19 protein-coding genes are annotated in these 16,662 nt (G+C 70.1%); 9 read left to right on the top strand and 10 right to left on the bottom strand.

Going from position 1 to position 16,662, the window contains the following annotated elements; all coding sequences use genetic code 11:
- The first annotated feature begins 73 nt into the window (after positions 1 to 73).
- The 5 genes from JJI54_RS13460 to JJI54_RS13440 are packed head-to-tail and all read left to right on the top strand — an operon-like array spanning position 74 to position 6,913.
- A complete protein-coding gene (locus JJI54_RS13460; protein ID WP_203073530.1) occupies positions 74 to 862 on the top strand; it encodes an SDR family oxidoreductase in 789 nt (262 codons plus the stop codon).
- Positions 863 to 875: 13 nt separating this feature from the next.
- Entirely contained in the window at positions 876 to 2,141 is a 1,266-nt protein-coding gene (locus JJI54_RS13455) for a Zn-dependent hydrolase (protein ID WP_203073529.1), read from the top strand.
- Positions 2,138 to 4,213: a hydantoinase/oxoprolinase family protein gene (locus tag JJI54_RS13450; protein WP_203073528.1), complete on the top strand. Its 2,076-nt coding sequence runs from the start codon at positions 2,138 to 2,140 to the stop codon at positions 4,211 to 4,213. Before JJI54_RS13455 ends, JJI54_RS13450 begins: the two co-directional genes overlap by 4 nt.
- On the top strand, positions 4,213 to 5,868 hold the full coding sequence (locus JJI54_RS13445) for a hydantoinase B/oxoprolinase family protein (protein WP_203073527.1): 1,656 nt from the start codon (positions 4,213 to 4,215) through the stop codon (positions 5,866 to 5,868). Before JJI54_RS13450 ends, JJI54_RS13445 begins: the two co-directional genes overlap by 1 nt.
- Before the next feature lie 46 nt (positions 5,869 to 5,914).
- The gene (locus JJI54_RS13440) at positions 5,915 to 6,913 is read left to right on the top strand and encodes a serine hydrolase domain-containing protein (RefSeq protein ID WP_203073526.1); all 999 of its coding nucleotides are present in this window, start codon (positions 5,915 to 5,917) and stop codon (positions 6,911 to 6,913) included.
- On the opposite strand, the gene JJI54_RS13435 is transcribed toward JJI54_RS13440, so the two are convergent.
- From JJI54_RS13435 to JJI54_RS13390, 10 genes are all read right to left on the bottom strand, one after another.
- The gene (locus tag JJI54_RS13435; RefSeq protein WP_203073525.1) at positions 6,910 to 7,098 is read right to left on the bottom strand and encodes a hypothetical protein; all 189 of its coding nucleotides are present in this window, start codon (positions 7,096 to 7,098) and stop codon (positions 6,910 to 6,912) included. The two genes, JJI54_RS13440 and JJI54_RS13435, sit on opposite strands and share 4 nt — an antisense overlap.
- Before the next feature lie 31 nt (positions 7,099 to 7,129).
- Positions 7,130 to 7,606 carry an anthranilate 1,2-dioxygenase small subunit AndAd gene (andAd, locus tag JJI54_RS13430; RefSeq protein ID WP_203073524.1) on the bottom strand — a complete coding sequence of 159 codons (477 nt, stop codon included), beginning with the start codon at positions 7,604 to 7,606 and terminating at the stop codon, positions 7,130 to 7,132.
- On the bottom strand, positions 7,603 to 8,856 hold the full coding sequence (andAc, locus tag JJI54_RS13425) for an anthranilate 1,2-dioxygenase large subunit AndAc (protein ID WP_226381749.1): 1,254 nt from the start codon (positions 8,854 to 8,856) through the stop codon (positions 7,603 to 7,605). Before andAc ends, andAd begins: the two co-directional genes overlap by 4 nt.
- A 5-nt stretch (positions 8,857 to 8,861) precedes the next feature.
- A complete protein-coding gene (locus tag JJI54_RS13420; RefSeq protein ID WP_203073522.1) occupies positions 8,862 to 10,082 on the bottom strand; it encodes an ABC transporter substrate-binding protein in 1,221 nt (406 codons plus the stop codon).
- Between the two features lie 80 nt (positions 10,083 to 10,162).
- A complete protein-coding gene (locus JJI54_RS13415; RefSeq protein WP_203073521.1) occupies positions 10,163 to 10,798 on the bottom strand; it encodes a hypothetical protein in 636 nt (211 codons plus the stop codon).
- Positions 10,795 to 11,388: a hypothetical protein gene (locus tag JJI54_RS13410; RefSeq protein WP_203073520.1), complete on the bottom strand. Its 594-nt coding sequence runs from the start codon at positions 11,386 to 11,388 to the stop codon at positions 10,795 to 10,797. Before JJI54_RS13410 ends, JJI54_RS13415 begins: the two co-directional genes overlap by 4 nt.
- A gap of 76 nt (positions 11,389 to 11,464) precedes the next feature.
- On the bottom strand, positions 11,465 to 12,079 hold the full coding sequence (locus JJI54_RS13405) for a hypothetical protein (protein WP_203073519.1): 615 nt from the start codon (positions 12,077 to 12,079) through the stop codon (positions 11,465 to 11,467).
- 10 nt (positions 12,080 to 12,089) lie between these two features.
- Positions 12,090 to 12,704: a hypothetical protein gene (locus JJI54_RS13400; RefSeq protein WP_203073518.1), complete on the bottom strand. Its 615-nt coding sequence runs from the start codon at positions 12,702 to 12,704 to the stop codon at positions 12,090 to 12,092.
- 10 nt (positions 12,705 to 12,714) lie between these two features.
- Positions 12,715 to 13,335 carry a hypothetical protein gene (locus JJI54_RS13395; RefSeq protein WP_203073517.1) on the bottom strand — a complete coding sequence of 207 codons (621 nt, stop codon included), beginning with the start codon at positions 13,333 to 13,335 and terminating at the stop codon, positions 12,715 to 12,717.
- A gap of 1 nt (position 13,336) precedes the next feature.
- Complete coding sequence (locus tag JJI54_RS13390) at positions 13,337 to 14,008, bottom strand: hypothetical protein (protein WP_203073516.1); 672 nt, start codon at positions 14,006 to 14,008, stop codon at positions 13,337 to 13,339.
- Positions 14,009 to 14,144: 136 nt separating this feature from the next.
- Here JJI54_RS13390 and JJI54_RS13385 point away from each other — a divergent pair, with 136 nt between their 5' ends.
- The 4 genes from JJI54_RS13385 to JJI54_RS13370 all read left to right on the top strand — a co-directional run bounded on the left by JJI54_RS13385 (position 14,145) and on the right by JJI54_RS13370 (position 16,639).
- Positions 14,145 to 14,396, top strand: a complete 252-nt coding sequence (locus tag JJI54_RS13385; RefSeq protein ID WP_203073515.1) for a ribbon-helix-helix domain-containing protein — start codon at positions 14,145 to 14,147, stop codon at positions 14,394 to 14,396.
- A complete protein-coding gene (locus JJI54_RS13380; RefSeq protein WP_203073514.1) occupies positions 14,393 to 14,701 on the top strand; it encodes a type II toxin-antitoxin system RelE/ParE family toxin in 309 nt (102 codons plus the stop codon). The genes JJI54_RS13385 and JJI54_RS13380 overlap by 4 nt, the downstream gene beginning before the upstream one ends.
- Before the next feature lie 9 nt (positions 14,702 to 14,710).
- Positions 14,711 to 16,177 (top strand): N-acyl-D-amino-acid deacylase family protein, encoded by a 1,467-nt coding sequence (locus JJI54_RS13375; protein ID WP_203073513.1) that lies wholly within the window; start codon positions 14,711 to 14,713, stop codon positions 16,175 to 16,177.
- 102 nt (positions 16,178 to 16,279) lie between these two features.
- A complete protein-coding gene (locus tag JJI54_RS13370; protein WP_203073512.1) occupies positions 16,280 to 16,639 on the top strand; it encodes a hypothetical protein in 360 nt (119 codons plus the stop codon).
- Positions 16,640 to 16,662 lie beyond the last annotated feature (23 nt).

Here is a 16,662-nt window from a genome sequence, read left to right as displayed (position 1 = left end):
ACCGTGCCCGGCTTGCCAGCGCCGCGCGGCGGCGTCAGGGTCCGCCGCATCCGGCCGGAGAGGGAATCATGCCATGGACCTGGGTTTGAAGGGCAAGCGCGCCCTGGTGATGGGGGCCTCCAAGGGGCTCGGCCGCTCGATCGCGGACAGCCTGGCGGCGGAGGGCGCGCATCTCGTCATTTCCGGCCGGACGCAGGCCAGCCTGGATGCCGTGGCGGCGGAGCTGGTGGCGGCGGGGGCGGCTTCCGCCCATGGCGTGCCGGCGGATGTCGCCAGCGCGGCGGACATGGACCGGCTGGGGGATGAGGCGGTGCGCCTGATGGGCGGCGTCGACATCCTCGTGCTGAACCATGGCGGCCCGCCGCCCGGCACGGCGCTGGAGATCACGGAGGCGCAGATCGCCGAGTGGTTCCCGAAGATCGTGCTGCACCCCATCCGCTTGGCGATGAAGCTGCTGCCGGCGATGCGGGCGCAGAAATGGGGGCGCATCATCACCGTGGGCTCCACCGGCATGGTGCAGCCCATCCCGAACCTCGCGCTGTCCAACATCCTGCGCGCCAGCATCGTCGGCTGGAACAAGTCGCTGTCGAGCGAGGTGGCGGGCGACAACGTCACCTGCAACATCCTCGCCCCCGGCGCCATCCTGACGGACCGGCAGCGGGAGACGCAGGGCAACATCGCATCCAAGCGCGGCGTGCCGGTGGAGCAGGTGATGAAGGAGCGCGCCGCGACCATCCCGGCCGGGCGCATCGGGGAGGCGAAGGAATTCGGCCCGATGGGGGCTTTCCTGGCCTCCGAGCTCGGCTCCTACATGACGGGCAACATCATCCGCGTGGATGGTGGCATCGTCAAAGCCTTCTGAGGGAAACCTGCCGATGCTGCCGAACCTGACGCCCGACGTGGCGCTGGCCGAACGCCTGTTCGATGAACTGCGGGAGGCGACCTTCGACGGCATCGGCATCACCCGCGACGCCTATGGGGAGGGCGAGCGCAAGGCCCACGCCATCGCCCGGGCGGCGGCGGAGGCGATCGGGCTGGAATGCCGGGCCGATCCCGTCGGCAACCTGCTGATGACGCTGCCGGGCAGCGATCGCGCGGCCAAGCGGATCGTGCTGGGCAGTCACCTCGACAGCGTGGCGAATGGCGGGAATTTCGATGGCGCGGCGGGCGTGCTGACGGGGCTCGCGGCCGTCGCCGGCATGAAGCGCGCGGGCTTCGTGCCCGCGCGTGACGTCACGGTGCTGGCGATCCGCGCGGAGGAGGCGGGGAGCTGGTTCCCCATCTCCTACCCCGGCTCGCGCGGGGCGCTCGGCCTGCTGAAGGCCGAGGAGCTGCAGGTGAAGCGGCAGGATAATGGCCGCACGCTCGCCGACCATATGCGGGCGGAGGGGTTCGATCCCGGCTTCGTCGAGGCGGGCGGCAAGACCTTCTCCGCCGCCGACACCGCCGCGTTCCTGGAGCTGCATATCGAGCAGGGGCCGGTGCTGGAGGGCGAGGGCGTGCCGATCGGCATCGTCACCGGCATCCCCGGATCGCGGCGCCTGCGCGCCGCCCGCGTGCTGGGCGAATACAACCACTCCGGCGCGACGCCCCGGAAGTACCGGCGGGATGCGGCGATCGCGCTGGCGGAACTCGCCTTCCGCTGCGACGAACGCTGGGTGCAACTGGAGGCGCAGGGGCACCGGCTGGTGGTAACCTTCTGCGTGATGGGCACGACGGCGGAGGCCGGCTTCACCAAGATCGCGGGCGAGGCCCAGTTCCAGCTGGATGTGCGCAGCGTCAATCCGCACAGCGTCGATGCGCTGATGGAGACGCTCTACGAGGCGGTGCCGGAGATCGAGGCGCGGCGCGGCGTGACCTTCGAGCTGGGGCGGGAGACGACGAGCCGCGCGGCGCCGATGGATGCGGCGATCCAGGCGGGGCTGGCCAAGGCGGCGGATGAGCTGGGGGTGAAGCACCTCAGCATGGCGAGCGGCGCAGGGCATGACGCGGCCGCCTTCAACCTGGCGGGCATCCCCGCCGCGATGATCTTCGTGCGCAACCAGCACGGCAGCCACAATCCGAAGGAAGCGATGCGGATGGACGATTTTGCGCAGGCTTGCGCGGTGGTGCAGCGCTGGGTGGCGGGGGCGGCGCAGTGACGGCTCGGCTGGCGGTCGATATCGGCGGCACCTTCACCGACGTCGCCATCGAACGCGAGGGCGAACGCTGGACGGGCAAGGTGCTGACGACGCCGCATGCGCCGGAACTCGGCGTGCTGGAAGGCGTGCGCGTGGTGATGGAACGCGCGGCGATGACGCCGGCCGACATCACGCTGCTGATCCACGGCACGACCCTGGCGACGAATGCGATCATCGAGCGCAAGGGTGCGAAGACGGCGCTGCTGACGACCGAGGGGTTTCGCGACGTCCTCGCGCTGGGGAATGAGAGCCGCTACGACCAGTACGATTTGAACATCGACCTGCCGCAGCCGCTGGTGCCGCGGCGCTGGCGCCTGACGGTGCCGGAGCGGCTGGACAACGAAGGCAAGGTGCTGCTGCCGCTGGATGAGAAGGCGGTGGCCGACGAGGTCGCCTTCATGAAGGCGGAGGGCATCGAGAGCCTGGCGATCGGCTTCCTGCATGCCTTCGTGAACCCCGCGCATGAACAGCGCGCGGCGGCGATCGTGCACGCGCTGTGGCCGGAGCTGAACGTCTCGCTCTCCTCCGAAGTCTCGCCGGAGATGCGGGAGTGGGAGCGCTTCTCCACGACGGCGGCCAACGCCTATGTGCAGCCGCTGATGGCGAGCTACCTGAAGCGGCTGGAGGCGGGGCTGCGGGAGGGCGGCTTCACCTGCCCGCTCTTCCTCATGCTGTCGGGCGGCGGGCTGACGACGCTGGATACGGCGGCGCGCTTCCCGATCCGGCTGGTGGAAAGCGGGCCGGCGGGCGGCGCCATCTTCTCCGCCCATGTGGCGAAGCAGCGCGGCTGGCAGAAGGTGCTGTCCTTCGACATGGGCGGCACCACGGCGAAGGTCTGCCTGATCGACGACTATGCGCCGCAGGCATCCCGCAGCTTCGAGGTCGCGCGCGTCGGGCGCTTCAAGAAGGGATCGGGCCTGCCGCTGCGCATTCCCGTGATCGAGATGGTGGAGATCGGCGCGGGCGGCGGCTCCATCGCGCATTGCGACGCGATGGGGCGCATCCAGGTGGGGCCGGAAAGCGCCGGCGCCGATCCGGGGCCGGCCTGCTATGGCCGCGGCGGCGAGCATCCGGCGGTGACGGATGCGAACCTCTCGCTCGGGCGCTACGAGCCTGACCTGTTTGCGGGCGGCGCGCTGAAGCTTGACAAGCCCGCCGCGCTCACCGCGCTGTTTCGCGATGTGGGCGAGAGGCTGGGGCTGACGCCGGAGATGGCGGGGCTCGGCGTGGTGGAGATGGTGGACGAGAACATGGCCAATGCGGCCCGCGTCCATGCCATCGAAAGCGGGAAATCCTATGCGGGACGCGCGATCATCGCCTTCGGCGGCGGCGGGCCCGTGCATGGCTACCGCGTGGCGGAGAAGATCGGCGTGACGAGGATGCTGGTGCCGAGTGGCGCGGGCGTGGGCTCCGCCATCGGCTTCCTGCGCGCGCCAGTGGGGTATGAGGTGGTGAAGTCCCTCTACCAGCGCTTTCGGTCGTTCGACGTGGCCGCCGTCAACGCGCTGCTCGGCGCGATGTCGGAGGAGGCGCGGCGCGTGGTGGCGGAGGGCGCCTTCGGGGCGGAGCTGGCCGAGCATCGGCTCGCCTTCATGCGCTATGTCGGACAGGGGCATGAGATCAGCGTCGTGCTGCCGGCGCGCCCGCTGACGGCCGACGACATCCCCGCGATCCGCGCGGCGTATGACGCCGAATACACGCGCTTCTACGACCGGCCGGTGCCGGGCAGCGACGTGGAGATCCTGGCCTTCGCCGTGACCGTCGCGACGGTGTCGGAGGAGGTGCTGCCGGTGGCGGAGGTCGCGGATGCGCCGGCGCCCGCGCCCATCCGCGTGCAGCAGGTGCGCGACACCGCGACGGGGAAGGTCGCGGAGTGGAAGGTCTATGACCGGCCGGCGATGCCGCCGGGCTGCACCGTGCCTGGCCCCTGCATCGTGGCGGAGGCGGAGACGAGCACGCTGGTGGGGCCGGGCTGGCGCTGCCGGGTGGATGGGCTGGGCTATCTGGAACTCACCCGCGGGGAGGCTGCGTGATGGCGATGAACGCTCTCGAGAAGATCCAGCGCCAGATCCAGTGGAACCGCCTGGTCGCGGTGGTGGAGGAGCAGGCGCAGATCATGATCCGCACCGCCTTCTCCACCACGGTGCGGGAGGCGGGCGATCTCTCCGCCGGCATCTTCGATCTGCAGGGCCGGATGCTGGCGCAGGCCGTGACGGGCACGCCGGGGCATGTGAATTCGATGATGGAATCCGTGGGCCACTTCCTCGCGAAGTTCCCGGCGGCGTCCATGAAGCCGGGCGACCACTACATCACCAACGACCCCTGGCTCGGCACCGGGCATCTGCATGACCTGACCGTCGTGACGCCCGCCTTCCGCAACGGCAGGATCGTCGGCCTCTTCGCCAACACCGCGCATGTCATCGATGTCGGCGGCCTCGGCATGGGGCCGGAGGGGCGGAGCGTCTTCGAGGAAGGGCTCTACATCCCGATCGTGAAGTGCTTCGACCAGGGCAAGCCCAACGAGACCTTCTTCGATTTTCTCCGGATGGGCAGCCGGACTCCCGTGGAGCTCGAGGGGGATGTCTATTCCCTCTGCGCCTGCAACGACGCTGGCGCCAAGCGGCTGGTCGAGATGATGGACGAGTACGGGATGGAGAGCATCGACCCGCTCGCGGACTACATCTTCGTCGCCTCGCTGACCGCGACGCTGGAGGAGATCGCGAAGCTGCCGCCGGGCGACTACGTCGCGCAGATCACCTCCGATGGCTATGAGGCGCCGGTCACGCTGAAGGCGACGATGACCATCGAGGACCATTGCATCGAGGTCGATTTCGCCGGGACCTCCGGCCTCTCCGGCCGCGGCATCAACGTGCCGGCCGCCTATTGCCGTGCCTATGCCTGCTTCGGGATCAAATGCGTCGTGGCGCCGGATGTGCCCAACAACTGGGGCAGCCTGGCGCCCTTCCGCATGATCATCCCGAAGGGCTGCATCCTCAATGCGCCGCGGCCCTATCCCGTCAGCGTGCGCCATGTGGTGGGGCAGCTGCTGCCGGACCTCATGATGGGCTGCCTGCACCAGGCGGTGCCGGACCGCGTGAATGCGGAAGGGTCCTCCGCGCTGTGGAACCCGCCGCTGCGGGGGGGCTCGCAGGTCAGCGGTGCCGTGGCGGAGCTGCCGGATTTCGAGATCATCACCTTCAACTCCGGCGGCACCGGCGCGCGGCCGACGAAGGACGGGCTGGATGGCACGGCCTTTCCCTCCGGCGTGCGGACCATGCCGGTGGAGGCGACGGAGAACGTCGCGCCCGTGATCTTCTGGCAGAACCAGATCCGGCCGGATTCCGCCGGCGCCGGGCGCACGCGGGGCGGCTTCGGCAAGGTGATGGAGATCGGTGCGAAGGGGGAGGCGGAGTTCGCCGTCAACGCCATCTTCGACCGCGTCGCCAATGCGCCGAAGGGGCGGGATGGCGGCGGCGACGGGGCGGCGGGCTGGGTCGGGCTGAATGACGGCTCCACCATCCGCACCAAGGGCTACCAGGTGATCCCCAAGGGCAAGCGGCTGCTGCTGAAGCTGCCGGGCGGCGGGGGCATGGGCGATGCGAAGCTGCGCGACCGCGCGCTGGTGGCGCGCGACGTGGCGGATGGGCTGGTGAGCCCGGAGCAGGCGAAGTCGCTCTACGGGGCGTGATCGGCGGCGGGCTTGGCCCGGCCCGGCGCCGGGCCATCTGCCGCGCATGACCCTTCCCCGTCGCGCGGCGCTGTCGGCCGCGCTGCTGCTGGCGGCCCGGCCCCTGGCCCATGCCGACCCGCCCGATGCCACGCTTCTGGAGGGCGCCCGGGCCCGCGCCGCGGCCACGCCGGACCTGCGCACGCTGATCGTGGCCCAGGGCGGCCAGGCGGTGCTGGAGGGCGCCTGGCGCGGCGCCAGGCTGGACCGGCCGGCCAACATCAAATCGGCTTCCAAGACCGTGCTGGCGATGCTGGCGCTGGTCGCGATCTCCCGCGGCGTGGTGGGGCTGGAGGATCGGGTGGCGCCGCTGCTCGGCCCGCGCCTGCCGCGGGAGGCCGATCCGGCGGTGCAGCGGATCACCATCCGCCATCTGCTGGCGATGCAGGCGGGGCTGGAGAGCACCTCCGGCCGCAACTATGGCCGCTGGGTCAGCAGCCCGGACTGGCTGCGCTTCGCGCTGACGCGGCCGATGGTGGCGGAGCCGGGCGGCGCGATGGTCTATTCGACCGGCACGTCGCACATCCTGGGCGCCGCGCTGGCGCGGGCCACGGGGCGGGATCTCCGCAGCCTGGCGCAGGAATGGATCGGCACGCCGCTCGGCTTCGCCGTGCCGGAATGGCGGCGGGATCCGCAGGGGCTGCATGTCGGCGGCAACGACATGGCGCTGACGCCGCGGGCCATGCTGGCCTTCGGGGAATGCTGCCGGCTGGGGGGCGGGCGCGTGATCCCGGGCCGGCTGCTGGCGGAGGCCTGGCGGCCGCTCGGCCAATCCGCCTTCAGCGGGCAGGCCTATGGCATGGGGTGGTGGATCGGGCAGGCGCAGGGCCAGCAGGTGATCTTCGCCTGGGGCTATGGCGGGCAGATGATCTACCTGGTGCCGGGGCTGGAGTTGACGGTGGTGATGACGTCCGACCCCGATGTGCCGCGCGTGCCGGGGCAGGTCTTCACGCGCCACGCGCTGCTGGCGGAGGCGATCCTGCCGGCCTTCGGGGCGGCGGCCTAATCGTCCGGCCCGCCCTTGGTGTCGTCCGTCACGCCGGGCGGGTCCGGGTAGAGGTCGGAGGGAACCTTGGCGTCCGGGTTCCGGGTGACTCCGGCCTTCTGGACCTTGGCCGCCGTGTTGGGCGTTGTCGGGTCCGCGCTGTTCATGCGCTCGGCAGCGCCGGTGGGCTTGGGTGTGTCGGTCATGCCCACCGGAACGCGCGAAAGCCGCCCGGGATCAGATGGGGTAGGCGAGAAGGGTCTGGACGCGGGATGTGTCGTAGATCACGCGCTTCGACCGGAACCGCCAGCCATCCGCCGTGCGCACCGCCGTGCTGGCGTAGCTGCCGGCCTGGTAGATGGCGGAGCTGCCTTCCTGGCTGGTGTTCACCACCACATAGTTGGCGCGGAAGCTCGCCTCCGTCTCCGTCGATCCCGTCACCACCAGGCCGGAGACCATGTGGCGATAGGCCGGCTTCTCATAGATGTTGGCGTGGCGCAGGCTGGCGACGCGGTCGCGCAGCATGGCGGCGTTGTCGCAGCGGATCAGCGGCGCGGGCAGGCCGAGCTCCTCATTCTCCCGCGGGATGATCTCGTAGAGGCAGTCCTCCGTGAAGAACCTGCTCCATTCCTCCAGCCGGTCGTCATCGATGGCGGCGATGTAGCGGTCCAGCAGGTCCTGCATCTCGATCCGCAGCAGCAAAGCGGGGCTCATGCGATGCCTCGTTCCGGGATGGTCTCGTAGCCCATGAGGTCGCGGTAGCCGCGCCAGAAGCGGCGGACCAGGCCCTCGCTCACCATGCTGTCGAGGTCATTCGCCGCGCCGCGCGCCATCTCCAGCACCGAGTGGGATTCGCCGCCGCCGGTCACGGCGCGCTGCACCAGCTCCGTCGCCTCCGTGTCCTCCATGGAGATGTAGCCGGCGGGGCCGACCAGGTTGGCCTGCTTGATGCGCAGCGCGCGGAGTTCGGGTGTGTCGTCCTCATAGCCGAAGAAGTGAAAGACGAGTTCGAAGCGGTCATGCGCCTTGGCGATGACCTGGCGCGCGACGAGGGTGTTGTGGATCTGCTGGATCACCAGCTGCGGGAAGATCGGCTGGATGTGGTTGGTGCTCAGCTCGTCATACTCCTTGATCATGCCGAGCACGCTGTCGTCTTCCAGCCGGAAGCCCTCGTCATAGGAACGGATCGCCTGCTGCTTGTAGGCGCCGGCATTCTCCTCCTCGTTCTTCACCACCAGCAGCGCGCTGTGCAGGCCGGTGCTGTCCGTCACCGTGCTGACCTTCATGCCGACGCGGAGGATGTTGAAGGTGGTGTGGAACAGATGCAGCAGGGAGGCGTGGTAGGGGTCCTTCACATTCTCCAGGTAGAGCTTCCAGTTGCTGTTCGAATACTGCCGCGTGCAGCCGAGATAGACGATCGGCTTGGCGAAGATGCGGTCCACGTAGCGCCGCATTTCCGGGCCGAGATAGCTGGCGACGTCGCCGAGGCTGTCATCGAAGGTGGCGAAGACCAGGCCGCGATAGCTTTCGACGCGCAGCTGCCGCAGGCTGTGGTTCTTCGGGTCGAAATCGGCGGGCATGCCCGCCATTTCCTTCATGCCGCGGCGGAAGGGCACGCCCTGCAAATCGCCCTTCGCCGTGTAGTTCCACTGGTGATAGACGCAGGTGTGGTTCAGCGCATTGCCGCGCCGCAGCCGGCAGACGGCGGCGCCGCGATGGGCGCAGCGATTCACCCAGGCGGCCAGCGTGCCGTCCTCCGCCCGCGTCATCACCACGGGCGTGTCGCCGATATAGGTGCTCTTGAAGTCGCCGGGCTTCGGGATTTCGGCTTCCAATCCCAGGAAATTCCAGGTGGGGCCGCGGAAGATGCGTTCCTGTTCCCGTGCATAGACCTCCGGCGAGGTGAAGACGGAATAGGGCACGCGGGAGGCGTCGGCGCGGGGGAAGACGGGGACCTGGTCCATGATGGTCAGCCCGCCGGCATGCGGCATTCCGCCGCGAAGGGATCGACCGCATTCTCGAACACCTTGCGGACGTGCTCCGTCTGCAGCCGGCCATCCGGGCGGCGGCCGACCTGGGCGAGCCAGAAATCCTGCACGGGGAAGTTGTTCGTGCCGAAGCGGAAGGGGCCGCGGACGCTGCGGAAATCGGCGGCCCGGATGGCGGCGCGCAGCGCGCCCTTGTCGGCCAGGTTGCCGCTGGTGCGCTTCACGGCGCTGTCCAGCAGCATCGCCGTGTCATAGGCGTGGGCCGCGTAGCTGGCGGGGACGTAGTTGAACTGCGTCAGGAAGTCCGCGACGAAGCGCGTGTTCTGTTCGTTCGGCAGCGTCGGCGTCCAGGTCGTGCCGGTGTAGAGGCCGAGCGCCGCATCGCCCTGCGCGGGCAGCACCGCCTCGTCCACCGTGAAGGCGGACAGCACGGGGATGGCGATGCCGGCCTGGCGATACTGCCGGACGAATTGCACGCCGAGGCCGCCCGGCATGAAGGTGTAGATGGCATCCGGCCGCCTGGCCGCGATCTGCGCCAGCTCCGCCGAGAAATCGGTGGTGGTGAGGGCGACATAGGTCTCGTCCATCACCTCCCCCCGGAAGGTGGATTTGAAGCCGGCGGCGGCGTCGCGGCCGGCCTGGTAGTTGGGGGTGATGATCATGACGCGGCGGATCGGGCGCCGGGTGCCACCGACCTCGATCCCGTCATTCGCCGCGGCGCCGAGGACCGCGTGGTTCTGGTCGTTCACGTAGGAGGTCGCGAAGAAGAAGGGGCTGCAGCCGCGGCCGGCGATGGGGGAGGGCCCGGCATTCGGGCTGATCAGGAAGGTCTGGCTTTCCGTCACCGGCCGGATGATGGCGGCGAGGATGTTGGAGAAGAGGGTGCCGACGATGAAGTCGCAGCGGTCCCGCTCCAGCGCCGCGCGGACCTTGGTGACGGCGGCATCGGGGCGGAGTTCGTCATCGATGACCAGCACCTCGGCGGGCCGGCCGCCGATGCGGTTTTCCAGGTGCCGCATGCCGAGCAGGAAGCCGTCCCGCAGATGGGTGCCGGGCGCGGCCTGGGGGCCCGTCAGCACCGTGACGAGGCCGATCTTCACCGGCGCCGCTTGGGCGCGGGCCAGGCCCGGCAAGGCCAGGGTGCCGGCGGTGGCGGCAAGCCAGGCGCGGCGGGTGACGGGCGGGAAGACGGAACGCTGCATCGGTCGTAGCCCCCTGTTGCTTTCCCGCAACTAGAGAACAACCGGCGGCCCGACGCAACCGGGTGGCGAGCGGGGATCGCTCAGGTGGTGAGCGTGATGGGGGCGTAGTGGCGCAGCATATCGGTGTTGTGGCTGTGGCCGTTGATGTGGTCCATCTCCGCGGCGTGGGCGGTGATGTCGCGGTGCATGGCGGTGGGGTCGGGCACCGCGGCGCGGAGGAAATCGGGCGGGCCGGCGAGGATGACGAGTTGCTCGCCATCGCCGAAGAGGGCGAAGCCGCGATCCGGGGGCAGCATCAGGGTCTCCATGCCCTTGTGGCACATCCAGAGGCTTCGTACGCCGATGATGCTGGGCGGGACGTGCCAGACGATGCTGGGGGCGGGCGTGGGACCGGTGACGATGATGCCGGCCACGCCATCCTTCGCCCAAGCGCGGACGGCGTCGGCCAGGCGCCTGTCGTCATCGTCGCCGCTGGCCCGGAAGCCGGATTCCATGAAGCAGGGGATGACGGACCAGAAGCGGGCACGGATCGCCGGCAGGGACAGGCGCGTGGCGGGGGCGCCCCAGGCGGCGGGGTGGATCTCGATGAAGGCCATGGCCTCGGCGAAGGCGGCGCGCATCGCGGCCTCCTCGCCCAGCGGCTGGATGCCGCGCCGGGCGAGGTCCTCGGCGGGCCAGAAATCGGGGAGGGCCGAGGCGCTGCCGCGGGGGGTCATGGCGCGGGATCGAACACCAGGCCGGTGTAGTGGTCGAGCATCTCCGCGATGGACGCCGCAGCGCCGGGGCCGATCTCCCTTGCCAGCGCTTCCCGCAGCATCCTCGCGCGGCCGTTCAGCGCCGCGGTCAGCAGGGCGGGCGGTGCGGCGATGGTCCTGATGTCCTCGCCATCCGTCAGCATCGCGACGGCCAGGTCGGGCGACCAGGCGAGGGCCGGTTCGCGATGATCGGCCGTGAAGGCATCGTAGAGCGGGGCGTCGGCCGGGAAGTGCCACACCGCTGTCGGCGCCGCCCCCGGCGCGACTGCGGTGCCGTGCAGCACCGTCACCCCGGCCGCGCGCAACGCCGCGCAGAGGCGGTCGAGATCGGCCGGGTCGGCGAAGTCGCAGGGCAGGAAGGCGACCTGCATGCCGCCATGGCGCAGTACGTCACGGCTGAAGACCGGCTGGCCGGAGGAGGGGAGGGGCACGAGAAGGCCGCGCGCGGCCACCGCCTGGTCGCGTTCGGCGGCGGGCGGAAGGCGCTCGAAGCCCGGGCGGGCCATCGAGAGGCCGAGGCCGCTGGCTGGTGGATCGCTGGCGGGGGTCACGGCAGGCGCATGCGGACGATCACCTCGGCGTGTGCGACGACATCGAAGCGACGCCAGGTTGGTCCTTGCGAAGACCTCAGCGCGCCAGCGTCACGGGCGCATAGTAGCGCAGCAGGTCGGTGGCGTCCGTATGGCCGTTGATGCGGTCCATCCCGGCGGCATGTGCCGTGATGTCGCGGTGCATCCGCGCGGGGTCGGGCACGGCGGCGCGGAGGAAATCGGACGGGCCGGCGAGGATGCGCAACTGCTCGCCTTCCCCGAACAGGGCGAAGCCGAGGTCGGGAGGGAGGAGGAGGGTTTCCATGCCTTTGTGGGACTGCCAGAACTTTCGCATTCCCTCGACCGTCGCCGGCACCTGCCAGACGATACTCTGGCGCGGGGCGGGGCCGGCCATGACGCCGCCGGCGAGACCCTGTGCGGCCCGGGCCTGCACCGCGGCCACCAGCGCTTCCTCCCCATCCTCGGGCGCTTCGAGGAAGCCGGGGATGACCGACCAGCCACGCCGCCTGACGGCATGCAGGGAGAGGCGCGTGGCCGGCCGGCCCCAGGGGGCGTCGTAGACCTCGATCAGCGGAAGTGCCTCCGCGAACAGGGCGCGCATCATGGCTTCGTCGCCGACTGGCAGGATGCCATGGGCGGCCAAATCCTCGGCGGGCCAGAAATCGGGAAGGGGCTGGGGGCTGGTCGTCACGCGGGCGCGCTCAATGGTCGATCGTCACGGGCGCGTAGTGGCGCAGCATATCGGTGTTGTGGCTGTGGCCGTTGATGCGGTCCATCGTGGCGGCATGGTCGGCGATCTCGCGATGCATGGCGGCGGGATCAGCGACGGCGGCGCGGAGAAAATCGCGTGGGCCGGCGAGGATGCAGAGTTCCTCGCCATCGCCGAAGATGGCGAAGCCGCGATCGGGGGGCAGCATAAGGGTCTGCTTGCCGCCGTGGCAGGCCCAGAAATGGCGAAGGCCGTGCGTGGTCGATGGCACGCGCCAGACGATGCTCGGCACCGGCGGGTTGCCGGCGACGATGCTGGCGGCGAGGTCGTGGGGCGCGCGATGGCGGGCGGCCGTGGCGAGGGCTTCGTCCTGCTCGTCCGTGGCGTCGAGCATGGTGGCGATGATGGACCAGCCGCGACGTGTCACAGCCGGCAGGGAAAGCCGCGTGGCGGGCCTGCCCCAGGCGGCGGGATAGATCTCGATGAAGGTCATGGCCTCGGCGAATTCGCGGCGCATGGCGTCGTCATCGCCATGCGGCAGGATGCCCCTCCGGGCCAGATCATCGATGGGCCAATAGTCGGGGAGGGGCTGGCGGCTGGTCGTCATGCGGGCGCGCTCAATGGTCGATCGTCACGGGCGCATAGTGGCGCAGCATATCGGTGTTGTGGCTGTGGCCGTTGATGCGGTCCATGTCGGCGGCATGCGCCGTGATTTCGCGATGCATGGCGGCGGGGTGGGGCACGGCGGCGCGGAGGAAATCGGGCGGGCCGGCGAGGATCACGAGTTGCTCGCCATCGCCGAAGATGGCGAAGCCGCGATCGGGGGGCAGCATCAGGGTCTGCAGGCCCTTGTGGCAGGCCCAGAAATGGCGGACGCCGTCCGTGGTCGATGGCACGCGCCAGACGACGCTCGGCACCGGCGGGTCGCCGGCGACGATGCTGCCGGCGAGGTCATGAGGCGCGCGATGGCGGGCGGCCCGGGCGAGGGCTTCGTCCTCCTCCTCGCTGGCGTTGAGGAAGGTGGCGATGACCGACCAGCCGCGACGGGTCACGGCCGGCAGGGAAAGCCGCGTGGCGGGCCTGCCCCAGGCGGCGGGATAGATATCGATGAAGGCCATGGCCTCGGCGAATTCGCGGCGCATGGCGTCGTCATCGCCATGCGGCAGGATGCCCTTCAGGGCCAGATCGTCGATCGGCCAATAGTCGGGGAGGCTCGAGGTCTGGTGCGATTCGGTCATCTCACTTCTCTCCGTAGCGGAATTCGTGTGTGGTTCGCCCGCCACCGGCGCGCTGAATCTCGATCGTTGGTCGGCCATCGGCGCTTCCGCGCGCGATGACGCTCCTCCCATCGGCTGTCGTTCCCACGTCAACAGGACCGCGGTTCCCCGCCTTCCTGATCACCGGCCGGCCGGCCGTCATGGCTCCGAAATCCGGCATCATCTGCTCTGGCCCCTCCGGTACGCGCATGACGTAGGTTCGCCTGGATGTGCGGTTCTCCGGGATCGACCGGCTGGCCAGTTCCTCCGGCGTCTGGGCGCCGGGGCGCGGCGGGGCGGGGGTGGCCGGTGTGGGTTGGGTGGGCCGGCCGGGCTGGGGGCGGGTGCCGCCGCCGCCGCCGCCGGGTCCCATCGGGCCGCCGCCCTCCGAATGTTTGGGAAACATGTCGTCGCGCGGGCGGCGTGCGATGGGCGTCGCGTCGTCCACCCCGCCCGCGCCGGGCTTGTGGGATCGCCAATGGCCGGAGACGTCCTCCTTCCGGCCGTCGCGCATGCGCGAATAGGGCTCGACCCATACCGAGCCCGCCTTGCTCGCGTTACCCTCGCCATACAGGGCCTGGAAGCCCCTGGTGACCCAGTCGACATAGGCCTTCCTCTCCGGGTTGCCACTCTGCCAGTAGCGGGGGTTGCGCATGAAGAACGCAGAAGGAACAGAATTCAGCGCGTGGCGGTTTGGCGGCGGGCGAAGGGCGCTCCGCGTCCGCCCCGCTTCCTGCGATGCCCCCCGCGCGTGCTAGTATCCCGCCGCGCAGGCCGAGGAGGGCGCCGGGGTGAAGATCGAGATCGGTGATCGCTTCAAGGGCGTGATCGCGGATGCGGTGGAATCCGGGCTCTATACCTCGGCCGAGGATGTGGTGACGGAGGCGCTGCGGCTGTTCGCGGCCGACCAGGCGCGGCACCAGGCGCTGCGGGAGTCCATCGCGGAGGCGCTGGCCGATCCGCGGGAAGTCGGCGAGGCAGAGATCGAGGCAGCACTGGCCGAGACGATGCACGGCCTGGCGGCACGCGGCATTCCGGAGTGAGGCCGCGCGTCCGCCTTCTGCCGGGGGCGCTGGCCGATCTGACGGACATCGCCGCCTGGATCGCGACCGAGGCGCAAAGCCAGCGTGTGGCCTTGGCCTTCATCGCCCGGCTTCGGCAGCGCTGTGACGAGATTGCGGGCCTGCCGGGTACGCTCGGCCGGCCGCGCGACGATTTGGGCCGCGATATCCGGCCCCTGGCTTGGCGGGACTACGTGATTCTGTTTCGCTACACCGGGGAGCGCGTCCAGAACATCCACGGCCAGCGCGACCTGCCCCGCATCGTGTCACCGATCCCTGACGCCTAGGAACATCCCATGGCCCTCCGCTGCGACCTCATCATCCGTGACGCGACGCTGTTCGACGGCACGGGCGCGCCGCGCCGGGTGGGCGATATCGGGGTGAAGGGGGACCGGATCGCGGCCCTCGGCGACCTCGGGGGCGCGTCCGCGGACCGGGAGATCATCGCGACGGGCAAGGCGGTGGCGCCGGGCTTCATCGATGCGCACACCCATGACGACCGCGCCGTGCTGATGGGCCAACAGGCCACCACCTGCAAGACCAGCCAGGGCGTCACCACGGTGGTCTGCGGCTGCTGCGGTGTTTCCCTGGCGCCGGCGCGGTTCAAGACGGCGCCGCCGCCGCCGCTCGACCTGATCGGGGCGGAGGGCTGGTGGCGCTTCGGCGATTTCGGGGACTACGCCCACGCCATCAACTCCAAGGGGTCGGAGGTGAATGTCTACGCGCTGGTCGGCAACCAGACGCTCCGCGTGGAGGCGATGGAGGGCGATGTGATGCGCCCGGCCAATGAGCGGGAGATCAACCACATGCATGCCCGCGTGAAGCAGGCCATGCAGGAAGGCGCCTCCGGCTTCTCGACCGGCCTCTACTACGACCCCAACAAGCATGCGACGACCGACGAGGTCATCGCCATCACCGAGGCGCTGAAGCCCTATGACGGGCTCTATTCCACGCATATGCGCGATGAGGCCGATCGCGTGCTGGCCTCGATCGAGGAGACGATGCGCATCGGCAAGAAGGCCGGCGTCGCGGTGCAGATCAGCCACCACAAATGCTCGCTGCCGGAGAATTACGGGCGCTCCGTGCAGACGCTGCCGCTGATCGAGGCCTATTCGCGCAGCCAGGAAGTGGCCTACGACGTCTATCCCTATCCCGCGGGTTCGACGGTGCTGATGCCGGATCGCCTCAGGGACGACGTGCCGGTGATGATCACCTGGTCGGTGCCGCATCCCGAGATGGCGGGGAAGTACCTCTCCGACATCGCCCGCGGCTGGAACACGGATATCCGCGCGGCCGCGCAGAAGCTGACGCCGGCGGGGCAGATCAGCTTCCAGATGGATGAGGATGACGTGCAGCGCATCATGGCGCATCCGCTGTCCATGATCGGCAGCGACGGCATCCCGCATGACGCGCATCCGCATCCCCGGCTCTGGGGCACCTTCCCGCGCGTGCTCGGCCACTACAGCCGGGGCATGAACCTGTTCAGCATGGAGGTCGCGATCCACAAGATGACCGGCCGCTGCGCGGAGGCCTATGGCATCGTCGATCGCGGCGTGCTGCGGGAAGGCGCCTATGCCGACCTGGTGCTGTTCGACCCCGCGACGGTGATCGATGCCGCGACCTTCGAGACGCCGACGCTGCCCTCGATCGGGATCGAGGAGGTCTGGGCCAATGGCGTGCCCACCTTCCGCCACGGCTTCGGCGACAAGGGCGGCGCGACGGGCGAGCGGCCCGGGCGGCTCGTCACCCGGCACAGGGCCTGAACCCTGTCCCGCCTGGTCCCGCCATCCCTGCCCTGGAAGCGGCGCGTCGCCAATGACGATGCGCCGCTGGGCAAGACGCATACCGCGCGCAACGCCCTGATCATGGTGGCGCTGATGCTCGGCGCGCTGCTGGTGGCGTCGCAGGTGTTCCGCGGCGGCTGGACGGCGGGGCCGACGGAGATGGAGCGCTACGTCCGGTCCGGCCCGCGCATCGGCGCGCAGGAGCTGGAGCGGGACCTGCGCGCGGCGCACCCCGCCGGCAGCGAGATCGGGCCGCTCTTCGCCCGGCTGTCCCGCTTCGGCTTCACCTGCGGCGCGCCGGCCGCGCCGGGGGCGCCGGTGGAATGCCGGTACCGGGCGCGGCGGGATGACAACCGCCTGGTCTCCGTCATGCTGGATGTCGCGCATGACGGGGTGCGGGTGCAGTCGATCGGGGCGCGCATGGCGCTGACCAACCCGTGACGCATGGCTGCCATATGGGTCAG

Origin of the sequence: Falsiroseomonas ponticola (assembly GCF_016805305.1) — a bacterium.
GTDB classification, from domain to species: Bacteria; Pseudomonadota; Alphaproteobacteria; order Acetobacterales; family Acetobacteraceae; genus Falsiroseomonas; species Falsiroseomonas ponticola.
Note: the sequence above shows the minus strand (reverse complement) of the source record. Positions and strands in the feature narration are given on the sequence as shown.